Source organism: Pseudoalteromonas atlantica (assembly GCA_007988745.1).
In the GTDB taxonomy this organism is placed as follows: domain Bacteria; phylum Pseudomonadota; class Gammaproteobacteria; order Enterobacterales; family Alteromonadaceae; genus Pseudoalteromonas; species Pseudoalteromonas atlantica.
The window spans coordinates 23,245-36,313 of the sequence record BJUT01000020.1; the positions used below are offsets into that span (position 1 = coordinate 23,245).

The 13,069-nt window shown below is 40.2% G+C and carries 17 protein-coding genes; 12 read left to right on the forward strand and 5 right to left on the reverse strand.

Features of this window, described 5'->3' with window-relative positions:
* Positions 1 to 127: 127 nt before the first annotated feature.
* The 4 genes from PAT01_RS10205 to glpG all read left to right on the forward strand — a co-directional run bounded on the left by PAT01_RS10205 (position 128) and on the right by glpG (position 3,599).
* Positions 128 to 1,324 carry a glycine C-acetyltransferase gene (locus PAT01_RS10205; RefSeq protein ID WP_024034359.1) on the forward strand — a complete coding sequence of 399 codons (1,197 nt, stop codon included), beginning with the start codon at positions 128 to 130 and terminating at the stop codon, positions 1,322 to 1,324.
* A 49-nt stretch (positions 1,325 to 1,373) separates the two neighbouring features.
* A complete protein-coding gene (gene tdh / locus PAT01_RS10210; RefSeq protein WP_004588559.1) occupies positions 1,374 to 2,399 on the forward strand; it encodes an L-threonine 3-dehydrogenase in 1,026 nt (341 codons plus the stop codon).
* Positions 2,400 to 2,463: 64 nt separating this feature from the next.
* On the forward strand, positions 2,464 to 2,781 hold the full coding sequence (glpE, locus tag PAT01_RS10215; protein ID WP_004588558.1) for a thiosulfate sulfurtransferase GlpE: 318 nt from the start codon (positions 2,464 to 2,466) through the stop codon (positions 2,779 to 2,781).
* Positions 2,778 to 3,599, forward strand: a complete 822-nt coding sequence (gene glpG / locus PAT01_RS10220; protein WP_138578369.1) for a rhomboid family intramembrane serine protease GlpG — start codon at positions 2,778 to 2,780, stop codon at positions 3,597 to 3,599. Before glpE ends, glpG begins: the two co-directional genes overlap by 4 nt.
* Positions 3,600 to 3,601: 2 nt before the next feature.
* Here the strand turns inward: glpG and PAT01_RS10225 are convergent, their stop codons facing one another.
* Positions 3,602 to 4,000, reverse strand: a complete 399-nt coding sequence (locus tag PAT01_RS10225; protein WP_138578367.1) for a flagellar basal body-associated protein FliL — start codon at positions 3,998 to 4,000, stop codon at positions 3,602 to 3,604.
* 154 nt (positions 4,001 to 4,154) lie between these two features.
* On the opposite strand from PAT01_RS10225, the gene PAT01_RS10230 reads away from it, so the two are divergent.
* Together PAT01_RS10230 and ubiA are read left to right on the forward strand one after the other, a co-directional pair.
* On the forward strand, positions 4,155 to 4,694 hold the full coding sequence (locus PAT01_RS10230; RefSeq protein ID WP_004588555.1) for a chorismate--pyruvate lyase family protein: 540 nt from the start codon (positions 4,155 to 4,157) through the stop codon (positions 4,692 to 4,694).
* Positions 4,691 to 5,569 (forward strand): 4-hydroxybenzoate octaprenyltransferase, encoded by an 879-nt coding sequence (gene ubiA, locus PAT01_RS10235; protein ID WP_138578365.1) that lies wholly within the window; start codon positions 4,691 to 4,693, stop codon positions 5,567 to 5,569. Before PAT01_RS10230 ends, ubiA begins: the two co-directional genes overlap by 4 nt.
* 63 nt (positions 5,570 to 5,632) lie before the next feature.
* Here ubiA and PAT01_RS10240 read toward each other — a convergent pair whose 3' ends face one another.
* The 3 genes from PAT01_RS10240 to PAT01_RS10250 form a co-directional block, all read right to left on the reverse strand.
* Positions 5,633 to 6,253 carry a 2OG-Fe(II) oxygenase gene (locus PAT01_RS10240; protein WP_138578363.1) on the reverse strand — a complete coding sequence of 207 codons (621 nt, stop codon included), beginning with the start codon at positions 6,251 to 6,253 and terminating at the stop codon, positions 5,633 to 5,635.
* 245 nt (positions 6,254 to 6,498) lie between these two features.
* Complete coding sequence (locus tag PAT01_RS10245; RefSeq protein WP_004588552.1) at positions 6,499 to 7,383, reverse strand: LysR family transcriptional regulator; 885 nt, start codon at positions 7,381 to 7,383, stop codon at positions 6,499 to 6,501.
* 446 nt (positions 7,384 to 7,829) lie between these two features.
* Positions 7,830 to 8,267 carry a DUF2721 domain-containing protein gene (locus PAT01_RS10250; RefSeq protein WP_096740037.1) on the reverse strand — a complete coding sequence of 146 codons (438 nt, stop codon included), beginning with the start codon at positions 8,265 to 8,267 and terminating at the stop codon, positions 7,830 to 7,832.
* Positions 8,268 to 8,350: 83 nt separating this feature from the next.
* Here PAT01_RS10250 and PAT01_RS10255 point away from each other — a divergent pair, with 83 nt between their 5' ends.
* From PAT01_RS10255 to tsaD, 3 genes are all read left to right on the forward strand, one after another.
* Positions 8,351 to 8,710 (forward strand): putative signal transducing protein, encoded by a 360-nt coding sequence (locus PAT01_RS10255; protein WP_024034351.1) that lies wholly within the window; start codon positions 8,351 to 8,353, stop codon positions 8,708 to 8,710.
* A complete protein-coding gene (locus tag PAT01_RS10260) occupies positions 8,694 to 9,284 on the forward strand; it encodes a YjaG family protein (protein WP_004588549.1) in 591 nt (196 codons plus the stop codon). Before PAT01_RS10255 ends, PAT01_RS10260 begins: the two co-directional genes overlap by 17 nt.
* Before the next feature lie 169 nt (positions 9,285 to 9,453).
* Complete coding sequence (tsaD, locus tag PAT01_RS10265) at positions 9,454 to 10,467, forward strand: tRNA (adenosine(37)-N6)-threonylcarbamoyltransferase complex transferase subunit TsaD (RefSeq protein WP_054983164.1); 1,014 nt, start codon at positions 9,454 to 9,456, stop codon at positions 10,465 to 10,467.
* A gap of 9 nt (positions 10,468 to 10,476) precedes the next feature.
* Here the strand turns inward: tsaD and plsY are convergent, their stop codons facing one another.
* The gene (plsY, locus tag PAT01_RS10270; RefSeq protein ID WP_138578361.1) at positions 10,477 to 11,085 is read right to left on the reverse strand and encodes a glycerol-3-phosphate 1-O-acyltransferase PlsY; all 609 of its coding nucleotides are present in this window, start codon (positions 11,083 to 11,085) and stop codon (positions 10,477 to 10,479) included.
* 230 nt (positions 11,086 to 11,315) lie between these two features.
* Here plsY and folB point away from each other — a divergent pair, with 230 nt between their 5' ends.
* The 3 genes from folB to PAT01_RS10285 are packed head-to-tail and all read left to right on the forward strand — an operon-like array spanning position 11,316 to position 12,961.
* On the forward strand, positions 11,316 to 11,675 hold the full coding sequence (gene folB, locus PAT01_RS10275; protein ID WP_004588546.1) for a dihydroneopterin aldolase: 360 nt from the start codon (positions 11,316 to 11,318) through the stop codon (positions 11,673 to 11,675).
* Entirely contained in the window at positions 11,676 to 12,164 is a 489-nt protein-coding gene (folK, locus tag PAT01_RS10280) for a 2-amino-4-hydroxy-6-hydroxymethyldihydropteridine diphosphokinase (protein WP_138578359.1), read from the forward strand.
* The gene (locus PAT01_RS10285; RefSeq protein ID WP_004588544.1) at positions 12,161 to 12,961 is read left to right on the forward strand and encodes an undecaprenyl-diphosphate phosphatase; all 801 of its coding nucleotides are present in this window, start codon (positions 12,161 to 12,163) and stop codon (positions 12,959 to 12,961) included. The genes folK and PAT01_RS10285 overlap by 4 nt, the downstream gene beginning before the upstream one ends.
* Positions 12,962 to 13,069: the final 108 nt, after the last annotated feature.

Consider the following 13,069-nt stretch of genomic DNA (forward strand, 5'->3'; position numbering starts at 1 on the left):
GCCATTACCTGTATTAGCGACGAGCTGCAAACAGTGCATTTTACTTGTTAAACTTTTACAATACACCTCAACATAAACAGTGGCTTTAATGTTGTTGTTTACCCGTTCATTTAATTGGAGACTACAGATGAGAGCATCTGCTTTTTTTAGCCAACTACAAGAGCAAATTGAAGACGTTAAAGCGCAAGGTTTGTATAAAAGTGAGCGTATTATTACCTCGCAGCAACAAGCTCAAATAGAAGTTGCATCTGGCGATAAAGTTATTAATTTTTGTGCTAACAATTACTTAGGCTTAGCAAATAGCCCTGAGCTAATTAAAGCAGCGCAAGGTGGTTTAGATGACCATGGCTTTGGTGTTGCTTCAGTACGTTTTATTTGTGGCACGCAAGATATTCATAAAACACTTGAGCAAAAAATTAGTGCGTTTTTAGAAACCGAAGATACAATTTTATACTCGTCTTGTTTTGATGCTAACACGGGCCTATTTGAAACTATTTTAGGCGCTGAAGATGCTATTATTTCTGACTCTCTAAATCACGCATCAATTATTGATGGCGTACGCTTATGTAAAGCTAAGCGTTTTCGTTATGCTAATAACGATATGGAGGATCTTGAAAAGCAACTTATTGCAGCTGATGAAGCGGGCGCTAAAACAAAATTAATTGCCACCGATGGCGTGTTTTCGATGGATGGCGTAATTTGTAACCTTGAAGCTGTGTGTGATCTTGCCGATAAGTATGATGCATTAGTGATGGTTGATGACTCACATGCGGTAGGCTTTGTTGGCGAAAACGGTAAAGGCACGCCTGAGTACTGTAATGTGCTTGACCGTGTAGACATTATTACCGGTACGCTAGGTAAAGCGCTGGGCGGTGCATCAGGCGGTTATACATCAGGTAAAAAAGAAATTGTTGAATGGCTACGTCAGCGTTCACGCCCTTACTTATTCTCAAATTCATTAGCGCCTTCAATTGTAACTGCATCAATTAAAGTACTCGAAATGCTTGAAAATGGTGGCGAGTTACGCGCTAAACTTTGGTCAAATGCTAAATATTTCCGTGAGCAAATGGAAGCCGCTGGCTTTACGTGTGCGGGTAAAGATCATGCCATTATCCCTGTAATGCTTGGCGATGCTAAAGTTGCTTCATTAATGGCAGACAAACTACTCGCTGAAGGCATTTATGTAACCGGCTTTTCGTTCCCTGTTGTGCCAAAAGGCCAAGCGCGTATTCGTACACAAATTTCTGCTGCGCACAGTATTGAACAATTAGACACCGCAATTGCTGCCTTTACCCGTATTGGTAAAGAAATGGGCGTTATTTAATTTTTTATAAACCGAAGTATTGCTTCGGTTTTTTAGTTGAGTGTTAACTATGAAAGCTTTATCAAAATTAAAAGCCGAAACCGGCATCTGGATGACCGACGTACCCAAGCCTGAAGTAGGGCATAACGATCTACTCATTAAAATTCGTAAAACCGCGATTTGTGGCACCGACGTTCATATTTATAAATGGGATGAGTGGTCACAAAAAACCATTCCGACTCCTATGGTTGTAGGCCATGAGTACGTGGGTGAAGTGGTTGATATGGGCCAAGAAGTACGTGGCTTTGCAGTAGGTGACCGCGTATCTGGCGAGGGACATATTACGTGTGGGCATTGTCGTAACTGTCGTGCTGGTCGTGTGCATTTGTGCCGAAATACAACCGGTGTGGGCGTTAACCGCGAAGGCGCATTTGCAGAATATTTAGTTATTCCGGCCTTTAATGCGTTTAAAATTCCCGACAATATTTCTGACGAGCTTGCGTCTATTTTTGACCCATTTGGTAATGCTGTGCACACCGCTTTATCGTTTGATTTAGTGGGCGAAGATGTGCTTATTACAGGGGCAGGTCCAATTGGTATTATGGCGGCGGCCGTTGCTAAGCATGTGGGTGCTCGCCATGTTGTGATTACCGATGTTAACGAATACCGTTTAGAGCTTGCGCGTAAAATGGGCGCTACACGTGCCGTAAACGTTGCGAATGATAAACTTGAAGATGTAATGAATGAGCTAGGTATGACTGAAGGCTTTGATATTGGCCTTGAAATGTCAGGTGTGCCAAGCGCCTTTAATTCTATGTTAAATAACATGAACCATGGTGGCAAAATTGCCATGCTGGGTATTCCGCCATCAGATATGGCCGTAGATTGGAATAAAGTTATATTTAAAGGCTTAGTGATCAAAGGTATATATGGTCGCGAGATGTTCGAAACGTGGTACAAAATGGCAAGCTTGATTCAATCGGGCCTTAATTTAGACCCTATCATTACACATCAATATTCGGTAGATGACTTCCAAGCTGGCTTTGATATGATGATTTCAGGTCAATCTGGTAAAGTAATTTTAAACTGGGAATAGTTTAAAGTTTGCATACAGAGGCGGCTTAAGCCGCCTTTTTATTATATTTTTAAAAGAGATTTCAATGGCATTTAAACATATATCTATAGCACAAACGCACGAACTGCTTGATAAAGAAGATGTAGTGATTGCAGATATACGCGATCCTAACTCGTACCAAGCAGGGCATATTCCTGGCTCTGAAGCGCTTTCAAATGCCAATATCGCTCAGTTTATGATGGAAAAAGAGTTCGATCAGCCCATTATTATTGTTTGCTACCACGGCATGAGCTCACAAGGTGCGGCTAGTTATTTAGTAGAGCAGGGCTTTGAAGATGTATATAGCATGGATGGTGGCTTTACGGCTTGGGAAGCGGCTTACAGCGAGAAAGTGGAACGATGATTGAGCTAGGTAGTTTAAATAATCCTCGTGCCGCACAGGGCTTTATAGATTATTTAAAAAGCCAAGGCTTTGAAGGGCAACTGCGCAGTGCTGATGGCAGTAATGTTATTATTTGTGTTGCGGGCGAGCACTTTCATCAAGTGCAACCTTTGTGGGCTGAATTTGTACAAAACCCCAATCATGAGCGTTATCAACAAGCCTCCTGGGATGTGGGCAGTACACAATCTGGCTTAACGTATCAAGGACAGTCGCTTAATTTAGTGGCGCGCTTTAAAGCACTAAGCTGGCTAAATAAAACCGTAAGTATTGTAAGCGTTGCTATTTACTTTGCATTTTTATTGGGTGGCTTTGAGCAAATTTATACTGCTTTGCAGTTTAGCCCGAGCCAACCACTGAACTGGTTAACGCCGGCACTTGTTCATTTTAGCGCAATGCACATCGTATTTAACCTAATTTGGTGGATGTCGTTAGGTGATAATATTGAAAAGCAATGCGGCAAGCTGAGTTTAGGTGGGCTATTTGTGGTTACTGCACTTATTAGTAACTGGGCTCAGTTTTTAATTGTGGGACCTAACTTTGGTGGCTTAAGTGGCGTTGTGTATGGTTTATTGGGTTTTTGTTGGATTCACAGCTATTTAAATCCTAAGCAACCTGCGCTAGTAAGCACTGCCATTATTGGCTTTATGTTAATTTGGCTGGTACTCGGTTTTGCTGATGTGTTGTTTGTTGGTATGGCTAATTGGGCGCATTTAGGTGGGCTTTTAAGCGGCATGGCTTATGCCGTAACCGCTAATTTATTTAATGCTAAAAAAGCGTAAGCTTAGTGGTATAAATACTTAGTAAATAATACTTCACGAATAATCTCTTGGCCTGTTTCTTCTTTTAACAGGCTTTTTAATTTTTCGGCACACTTTGCTCTAATTTCTTCACGCCCAGTAAGCGACTTTATTTTTTCTTCAGGTTCTTTAGATAGTATTTCTACTAACGCATCGCGTAAAAGCGGAGTATGGTGCTCTACAATAGCAATATCTGTATTATTGCTAAGCATTAAATCTATAGTCACGCGTACATAGCCCATTTTTTTACTTGAGGCGCCTATGTAATTGGTAATAATGTCTGGCTCAAAACCAAAATAGCCCACTGTCGATTCCGCTTTTGCCGAGAAGCTAAAACAGTTTAGGATCAGTGCTAAAAAACCTGCGTATACTATTTTTTTCATCTTTAGTGTGTTTCCATTTTCTTAATACAAATAGTTTATACTTAATAGCGCCTAATAAACAGCTCCTGCAATTATTTATCGGCAGTAAAACATCACTTTTTCAAATGCTTTGGCAATGTTATCATCGTCTCGGTTTTAATTTTATTGAGCTATTGTGATTACATTTCCGCTTTCTATATCTGCCAATTGGCAATGTGCTTCTTTGGTAAATAACTTATCTGCGTTAGAGCAAGAGTGGCTATTTGAGCCACATTCATTAACCGCTAAATTAAAAAGTAATGCACAAACTTTTAGTGTAAAAGTGCTTAATGAGCAAACTTTTACTCTAAGCGATGCACAGCAACAACTACTTGGCTCAAATACAAATAAAGCACTTAATCGTGAGGTGCTTTTATTGTGTGATAATACGCCCATGGTGTATGCCCAAAGTTGGTTGCCCAGTACACAAACGCAAACAACACTGCATAATATGGGCGCACGCCCTTTAGGTGATGTTATTTTTCAGCACCCTGAACTTACCCGAAGTAATATTGAGGTAGGGCGCTTTGACTCAGAACATGCGCTGCAGTCACTTGTTAAAGAGTTGAATTTAACTACGCACCCTTTATTAGGTCGTCGTAGTGTGTTTTCTATTAATGATTATCACTTTTTAGTGTGCGAAGTATTTTTACCCGGAGCCTATTTGTACTCATGAAATTAGCCCCTTTGCAATTACAGCATAGCCCTTTTTATATTCAGCTCATGCGCATTGACAAACCTATCGGTACATTACTATTACTGTGGCCTACTTATTGGGCTTTATGGCTTGCAAACGGTGGTATGCCAAGCTTAGTTAACTTTATTGTATTTACCTTAGGCGTAATTGTTATGCGCAGTGCTGGCTGCGTTATTAACGATTTTGCAGATAGAAAAATAGACGGCTCAGTTAAGCGTACAGCAGGGCGGCCTTTGGCCACCGGACAAGTAAGTGCAGGTGAAGCACTGAGTTTATTTATATTACTGATAGCCATTGCTTTTGTATTGGTATTACTACTTAGCATCAACACTATTTTATTGTCATTTGGGGCGTTGGCACTGGCATTTTGCTACCCGTTTATGAAACGCTATACACATCTTCCGCAGGTAGTCTTAGGCGCTGCATTTGGTTGGGCGATACCTATGGCATATATGGCATCAATAGACTCATTACCGCTGCAGGCGTGGCTGTTATTTGTTGCAAATATTTGTTGGACGGTAGCGTACGATACTATGTATGCCATGGTCGATAGAGATGACGATGTAAAAATAGGGGTTAAATCTACTGCTATTTTATTTGGTAAATACGACCGCCATATTATATTTTTGTTAAACGCTAATTTTATAGCGTTGTTGGCGCTTATTGGCTTAATTAACCAGCTAGGCTTGGCGTTTGTTGCAGGTTTATGTACTGCCGCTGGGTTACTTATTTATCAGCAAGTGCTTATTCATAAACGTGCACGTGATGCATGTTTTAAAGCGTTTTTAAATAATCACTATGTGGGGTTAGCTATTTTTGTTGGCTTGTTCTTGTCATTTGTATTTGCGCGTTAATTTCATCTCAACGCTATTAATTTAACCTCAGCATAGCCACTAGTTGTTGTGGCTATGTTGGTTTTATCGTGGCGGGTCAATTACTCCACTTATTGAGGCGTTTTTTCTAAACCAGCCAGCAATAGAGTAGCGCTCATTAATGGCAGGTAACACCTCGTGTGCAAAACGCTCGCTTTCAAACATAACGAGTGTCCCCGCGGTGGGTTTAATTATTATCTCTACTTGCTTACTTTTTGGCTTGTAAATAACAAGCTCGCCGCCTTGCTCGGGCGTATTTAAATAAAGGATTGTTGTAAATACGCGGTTAGATCGCCCTTTAAATGCATCGAAATGCTTTTTATAAAAGTCGCCTTGGGTGTATTTAGCGTAGTGGCACTCATAATCAAATAAGCCCATAAAAAACTGCCGATTAAGTGTGGTTTTTATACTTTCCATTGTTGCTTGATAAGTTAGCTGTGCTTGTGAGCTGCCATCAAACCAATAGGTTTTATCTTTACGAATGGTTTTATCTATTTGTAAGTCATTAAAACGGCCAATACCTGCAGCGCTAAAATGCGGGTTAATACGGTGGCAATCGGTGATTAAACTCTCTACTAGCTCGCTAATAAGTGCGTTAGGTATAACAACATAACCATGGGTTTCTATTGCATCTAAATAAACATCAGAACTAAAAAGTGTGTTCATTTATGTCTGTTGATTAAAAAAGGTGCGACAGTGTAGCCTAAAAAAATTTAATAGCTAGTGGTTTGTGCTCCGCTATTTAAGCAAATAAAAACCTAACGCGTAAGCATAAAAACTAAAAGGGCTTTTTAGGTTAAGCTGCTGTGCTGCAGGTTTTGGTAACAAGAAGAGTAAATCAGTAAGGGCTATCTAAATTGGTTGCCCTTAAAAGGTTTAAGGGCAATGCGGTATGCTATTTTTATCTTGGCTTAAGTAATAGTCGTAGATGCTTTTTTGATAAGAGATAATAAATGGTCAATGTGTTCGCCAACTGCTGCTTGTTGGCTTGTTTGTATAACAAGTTGTTCGTGACTTAAGTCTTTATTTGTTTTTAGCTGTACAAGCTCTGTGTGCTCTGCAAGAGTGCTCGCGTGTTCAATACTTGCAATAGCAAAGTGATCTGATTTAACCAGCCCTGACATTACTTGCTCAATGCTGCCTACCTTAATGCTAGCCGATTTGTTGAGCATATCGATGGCTTCGTTAAGCATGCTTTGTACTTGTTTAGACTGAGAAAAACAGCCGTACATAGGGTAGCTATCTAAATCGTGTTTGCTGATATCGCTTTTATTTGCTAACGGATGATGTTTAGAAACAAACAATACCAGTTGGTCTGGCAGGTGTATGTCGCTGCCGATGCTGTTAATTGCCTGCGAATAAACACTGATATCAATCTCGCCCTCTTGCAGTTTGCGTGCAAGTTCGTGCTGCTCTTGCAATTGCATTTCTATTTTAACATGGGGGTATTGTGCTAAAAATTGCCCGCATGAGATAGGTACTACACTGCTGGCTTTGTTGGTATAGCCGATGACTAACTTTTCGTCAGTATTGCCGTTAACCGATTGAGAAATTCGTTTTTTTGTATGCTCAAGTTCGGCAAGGGTGTTTTTGGCGTAATCAAGAAATAGCTCGCCTTCGGGTGTTAACTTTACTGAACGTGTTGAGCGTTTCACCAGTTCGTACCCCATTTCGTCTTCTAGGGTTTGAATGCTGCGCGTTAGCGCTGATGTACTAATTTGAGTTTGTTCGGCTGCTTGTCTGAAGTGGCGTAACACACCAAGCGCTACAAATTGTTCTAACTGTTCAAATCTCACTTTATAGTCCCTTTTTATAAGTAAGTCGCGTGTGCCGCGAACATCAATAATATTAGATTCGAGCTTTCAAAAAGCGAAGCCTAATATGTAACTGTGTTTGCAAATTTATGACATATTTGCCTCAGCATATCCCTCTTTTAGTATTATTTAAAGAGAAGACGCATTTAAAAGTATTACCAATTAGGCTTATTTATAGTGATTTATTACTCTATTTAAAACTAAGCTATGTTAGCAAGTAAGACTAAATACAATGACTTAGGTGCTTTGATGCTTTTAAAAGTAATACTTTAGACATAATTTAGCATTAATTAATAAAAAAGTATGCCAGAAAAAAGGCTATAGGAGAATCCTACGTAGTGATTTGTAATGAAGTGAGGCATAAACGCTTATAGTTTTAGGTTATGCCATCGCTTTATTATTGTTTAAGATTTTAGAAAAATAAGCCGCTAAGGCTTATTACTTTTGTTAGTAAAGTTTTTAGTAATGCGGTTACTTAAGGGTTTGTCTTCAATACTTTGTAGCTCTATTTCTATGGCGTCGCACGAAATATGAATTTCAAATAACGATGTTAATAACGAAAGGCTTAAGCACGCTAAGCTCACCCCAAACAAAATAATGCCTGTGGTATTAAATTCTATAAATAAGGCAAACATTGATAGCGTACACAATAAAAAAGACGCCACACCATACACTTGCATGGTACGTATTAGCTTAATGCGCTTTCTTAAGTTTGTTATTTGAGCCACAACAACGGGGCGAATAGATTCACCTTCTCGTGAATTTAATTCTCGGATTAATTGCGCTAGTACTAAAAAGCGGTTTGTGTAAGCAAGCAGCAACAGTGAGATTGCTGGAAAAAGTAAACCTGGGGTAGTAAGTGTCATTGTTTTATCCTAAAAAGTTACCTGCTATACACTTTAGTAGAGTATCGTAGGATATTGTAAACACAAAATAATTGAGGTGATAATTGCAAAATATTAATACTCATAGTACTCAGCAAGCTTTTCAGTGGGTAACGCTCTACAAAGCAGATAACACATTAGAGGCAAATATAATCAAAGGGCTGTTATTAAGCGCGGGAATTGAGTGCCAAATTCAAGGTGAAATGCTTCAAGGCGCCTTAGGCGAAATCCCCTTTGAACAAACCCAAGTAAGTGTGCAGGTTTATTCGATAAAAGAGCGCCACGCGCGCGAAATATTGGTAAACTACCAACAAGTAAAACAATCCGCTCCAGATTGGGTATGCCCTAACTGTAATGAGCATAATGGATCAACATTTGATTTTTGTTGGTCATGTGAGACGTTAAGAAATGACAAAAGCGAATAACTTTCAGCGTATTAGAGAGCTAAACTACTTACAAAAAGCGGTGTTAGCAAGTGCTTTAATTGAGCGTATGTTACCTAATTATGGTTTATTTAGTGAAGCCACCGGTTTTGGTGATGAAGCCTTATTACGCAGTGCGTTAAATGTTTGCTGGGAAAAAATATTACTACCAAAAAGTAAAATAGATCTCGAAAAACAAGTAGAAAAAATTGAGCCAAATGTACCTGAACTTGCCGACTTTGATATGTTTGGCACTTACCCCGCAATAGACGCTGCAACCTCGCTTTTGAGCCTAATGCACGGCTTGATGGGGCAAGACGAGCAAGAATTTATAAGTGTTAGTAAAATATCGCAAGCAACGGTGGCGCGTTTTATTGAATACCAAATGACGGTTGAAGGTGAAGTGGCTGACAATAAAGCCGTACGAGAACACCCATTAATGCAATACGAAATTGAAGTTTTGAGTGAGCTAATCGACTTTGTAGAAAATATGGGCCGCGTGACTTCTGAAAACGTTAAGGCACTTAAAAAGCAGGCCGTTGCAGATGGACAAACCAATATTGGTTTAGCGTTATAGTTGTAATTATTAACTGTGGTTAATTAATCGCTCTCTAGCAATTTTAGCGTTTATTACGTTGAACTTAGTAAAAACCTTAGCTAGAGAATGATAAAATAGTTTTAAATATGTGTGTAAATCTCTTAACCACAATGCAGGTTAAGCAGTAAATAAAGGCAGGAGAAGTAAAGTGCGAATTTTAGGCATTGAGTCATCGTGTGATGAAACCGGTATTGCAATTTACGATGATGAAAAAGGCTTATTGGCTCACCAGTTATACAGCCAAGTAAAAGTACATGCAGATTATGGCGGTGTTGTACCTGAGCTTGCATCGCGCGATCATGTTCGTAAAACCCTGCCACTTATTGACGCTGCGTTTGCTCAAGCCGGTTGTGGCCCTGAAGATTTAGATGGCATTGCATACACCGCAGGCCCTGGTTTAGTCGGGGCGTTACTGGTAGGTACCTCTATTGGCCGCTCTTTAGCCTATGGTTGGGATATTCCAGCTGTTGCCGTGCATCATATGGAAGGGCATTTACTTGCTCCTATGCTTGAAGAAAACGTGCCTGAGTTTCCCTTTATTGCTCTGCTCGTGTCGGGCGGCCATACCATGATGGTAAAAGTAGCCGGTATAGGCCAGTACGAAGTATTGGGTGAATCTGTTGATGATGCCGCAGGTGAAGCATTTGATAAAACAGCTAAACTGCTAGGGCTTGATTACCCAGGCGGCCCTCGACTAGCTAAAATGGCTGAGCAAGGTGTTGCAAAACGGTTTGTTTTTCCACGCCCTATGACGGATAAGCCAGGCCTTGATTTTAGCTTTAGTGGCTTAAAAACAGCAGCTTCTATAGCGATTCGCGAAAATGATGATGACGCACAAACCAAAGCAGATATCGCCCATGCGTTTCAAACAGCAGTGATTGATACATTGGTTATTAAGTGTAAGCGTGCTCTAAAACAAACTGGGATAAAACGTTTAGTGATTGCCGGCGGAGTAAGTGCAAATACACAGCTGCGCTTACAGCTTGAGCGTGTTATGCAAGGGATGAAAGGACAGGTTTACTACCCACGTACTGAGTTTTGTACTGATAATGGCGCAATGATTGCCTACGCTGGTATGCAGCGCTTAAAAGCAGGCCAGTTCGCCACACTCGACATGAAAACCAAACCGCGTTGGCCAATAGACAGCTTAGAAGCGATTTAGCATCAATAATTATTGATTTTTTTCATTAGTGGGTGCTTTTTTGGCGCCCACTTTTGGTTCTTCACCTTTAAAAAGGCGCATAATATTAGTGCGATGACGAAATATAATTAGCACGGTAATAAAGGTTACCGGTAGGGTGTAAAGCGGTTTAATCAACCACGTATACAGTGGAGCAAGCGACACCGTGACCAAAGCGCCTAATGAAGAAAAGCGCGTAATAGCTACCACAATAATCCAGGTACTTATTAACAGACCCGCCAACGATAAACCAATCGGCAATAAAGAGCCAAATGCAGTAGCTACCGCCTTTCCGCCTTTAAAGCTAAAAAATAGTGGGTACATATGCCCTAAGCACGCGGCAACGGCGACCAAACCAAGCGCTAAAGGCGTTAGATCTAAAAAATAAGCCCCCCATACGGGGATGGTGCCTTTTAAAATATCAAACACTAATACTAAGCACGCAGGAAATGCTCCACCTAAACGATACACATTGGTGGCACCTGGGTTATTTGAACCGCTGCTGCGAGGGTCTGGCAGTTTGAATAGCCGAGACACTAATATAGCCGATGAAATCGACCCTAATAAGTAGGCTAAAACAAACAGTAAAATGGCTAACACAAAGTCCCTTATTTTTTAATTGCTATACCCATCGATAGCACTTTTACGCTATTATTGGCGGCACAATTTATCGTGAAAATTATTAACTGCTGTATTTTGCAGTTAATCTAGCTATTTGGCTATTGTAGAAGTAATTTTTACATATTTAAACACTGCTTAAAGCATATACAGTATTAATTTAATCAATGCATTGTATGCTTAGAGAGTGTTTATAGTTATTTGGAGTATCAATGGATAAGGTTTTTATATCTCAACTACACGTCGACACAATTATTGGAGTGTACGACTTTGAAAAAGAAAGTAAACAAAGCCTTTATTTTGATATTGAAATGCTCAGCGATATAAAGCCTGCAGCAGCAAATGATGACATTAATTTAGCACTCGATTATGCAAAAGTAAGCGAGCGAGTGATTGAGCACACTACGGCTAAGCCGGTTGAGTTACTTGAAACCTTAGTAGAGCAACTAGCAACTATTATATTAACCGAATTTAATACACCACAAGTAACAATTAGAGTGAGCAAACCGGCCGCTGTAGCGCAAGCAAACACCGTAGGTGTAGAAATAACACGCACAAAGGCTATGAGCTAAATGGCGCAAATTTATATCAGCTTAGGCTCAAATATAAATAAAGCGCATTATATTCGCTGTGCGCTTGATGCACTTGAGCACCACTTTACAGATATTGTGCATTCATCTGTTTTTGAAAGCGAAGCAGTAGGGTTTAAAGGTAATAACTTTTATAACTCGGTGGTGGCTGCTACCACATCAATGCCGCTTGAGCGTGTATGTAAGTTATTAAAACAAATAGAGCGAGATAACGGGCGTAAAGCGGATGATAAAAAATTTAGCCCCCGTACATTAGATTTAGATCTGCTCTTTTACGATGACGTTATTTGCGACTCGCCAGCACAATTACCTCGCGATGAAATTACCAAAAACGCTTTTGTACTTCAGCCTCTTTGTGAAGTCGCCCCCAATTTTTATCACCCCGTTGCTAAGCAAACCATTTCTGCGCTATGGAGTGCTTATAACAACCCTCAACAAAAACTATGGAAGGTGGAGTTTTCTTACCCATGAGTATTTTAGAAATAATTATTTTAGCCCTGATACAAGGATTTACTGAGTTTTTACCTATTTCGAGCTCAGCTCACTTAATTTTACCTTCGCAAATTTTGGGATGGGAAGACCAAGGCCTTGCTTTTGATGTGGCTGTGCATGTTGGTACGTTAATAGCGGTTGTTATTTATTTTCGTAAAGAAGTGGCTGATATTCTTAGCGCCTGGTTTAAATCGTTTGGCGCCCAAGGCACCACCGACGACAGTAAACTTGGCTGGTGGATTATATTGGGCACTGTACCTGCTGCGTTATTAGGCTTATTGCTAAAAGACGTTGTTGAGCTGTACCTGCGCAGTGCGTGGGTTATAGCAGCTACGACTATTATTTTTGGTTTATTACTTTGGTACGCCGACGCCAAAGGTAAGCAAATGAAAACAATTTATCAGCTTAACTGGAAAACAGCGCTGCTTATTGGCTTTGCTCAAGCGGTGGCTATGATCCCAGGTACCTCTCGCTCTGGCATTACCATGACAGCGGGTTTACTGCTGGGCATGAACAAACAAAGCGCAGCGCGTTTTTCATTTTTACTCGCTATACCTATTATTTCTATGATGGGCCTTTACTACACGATAGAGCTGGCTTTAGGCGATCATGTGGTTGATTGGAGCACATTAATTTTAGGAGTAGTCCTTTCGTTTTTATCGGCGTACGCCTGTATATTCATGTTTTTAAAAGTGATAGAACGAATGGGTATGCTGCCGTTTGTAATTTACAGACTTTTACTTGGCGTAGGCTTAATTGTATTTTTAACGCTGTAATTTAGCTTATTGTCAGCAAGCCCTCTTACTTAGGTAAGAGGGCTTTTTTATTTTATTAACGCTGTTTTAGCATCAGTGAATTGACGAGACGTGCATAGTCACGAAGCC

What these genes read in the sequence shown, in the direction of transcription:
- PAT01_RS10205 (WP_024034359.1), top strand. Translation starts at nt 128, where the DNA reads ATGAGAGCATCTGCTTTTTTTAGCCAACTACAAGAGCAAATTGAAGAC.
- PAT01_RS10240 (WP_138578363.1), bottom strand. Translation starts at nt 6,253, where the DNA reads ATGAACACACTTTTTAGTTCTGATGTTTATTTAGATGCAATAGAAACC.
- PAT01_RS10260 (WP_004588549.1), top strand. Translation starts at nt 8,694, where the DNA reads ATGACAAAAGCGAATAACTTTCAGCGTATTAGAGAGCTAAACTACTTA.
- ubiA (WP_138578365.1), top strand. Translation starts at nt 4,691, where the DNA reads ATGAAATTAGCCCCTTTGCAATTACAGCATAGCCCTTTTTATATTCAG.
- glpE (WP_004588558.1), top strand. Translation starts at nt 2,464, where the DNA reads ATGGCATTTAAACATATATCTATAGCACAAACGCACGAACTGCTTGAT.
- glpG (WP_138578369.1), top strand. Translation starts at nt 2,778, where the DNA reads ATGATTGAGCTAGGTAGTTTAAATAATCCTCGTGCCGCACAGGGCTTT.
- folK (WP_138578359.1), top strand. Translation starts at nt 11,676, where the DNA reads ATGGCGCAAATTTATATCAGCTTAGGCTCAAATATAAATAAAGCGCAT.
- PAT01_RS10225 (WP_138578367.1), bottom strand. Translation starts at nt 4,000, where the DNA reads ATGAAAAAAATAGTATACGCAGGTTTTTTAGCACTGATCCTAAACTGT.
- PAT01_RS10250 (WP_096740037.1), bottom strand. Translation starts at nt 8,267, where the DNA reads ATGACACTTACTACCCCAGGTTTACTTTTTCCAGCAATCTCACTGTTG.
- folB (WP_004588546.1), top strand. Translation starts at nt 11,316, where the DNA reads ATGGATAAGGTTTTTATATCTCAACTACACGTCGACACAATTATTGGA.
- PAT01_RS10285 (WP_004588544.1), top strand. Translation starts at nt 12,161, where the DNA reads ATGAGTATTTTAGAAATAATTATTTTAGCCCTGATACAAGGATTTACT.
- tdh (WP_004588559.1), top strand. Translation starts at nt 1,374, where the DNA reads ATGAAAGCTTTATCAAAATTAAAAGCCGAAACCGGCATCTGGATGACC.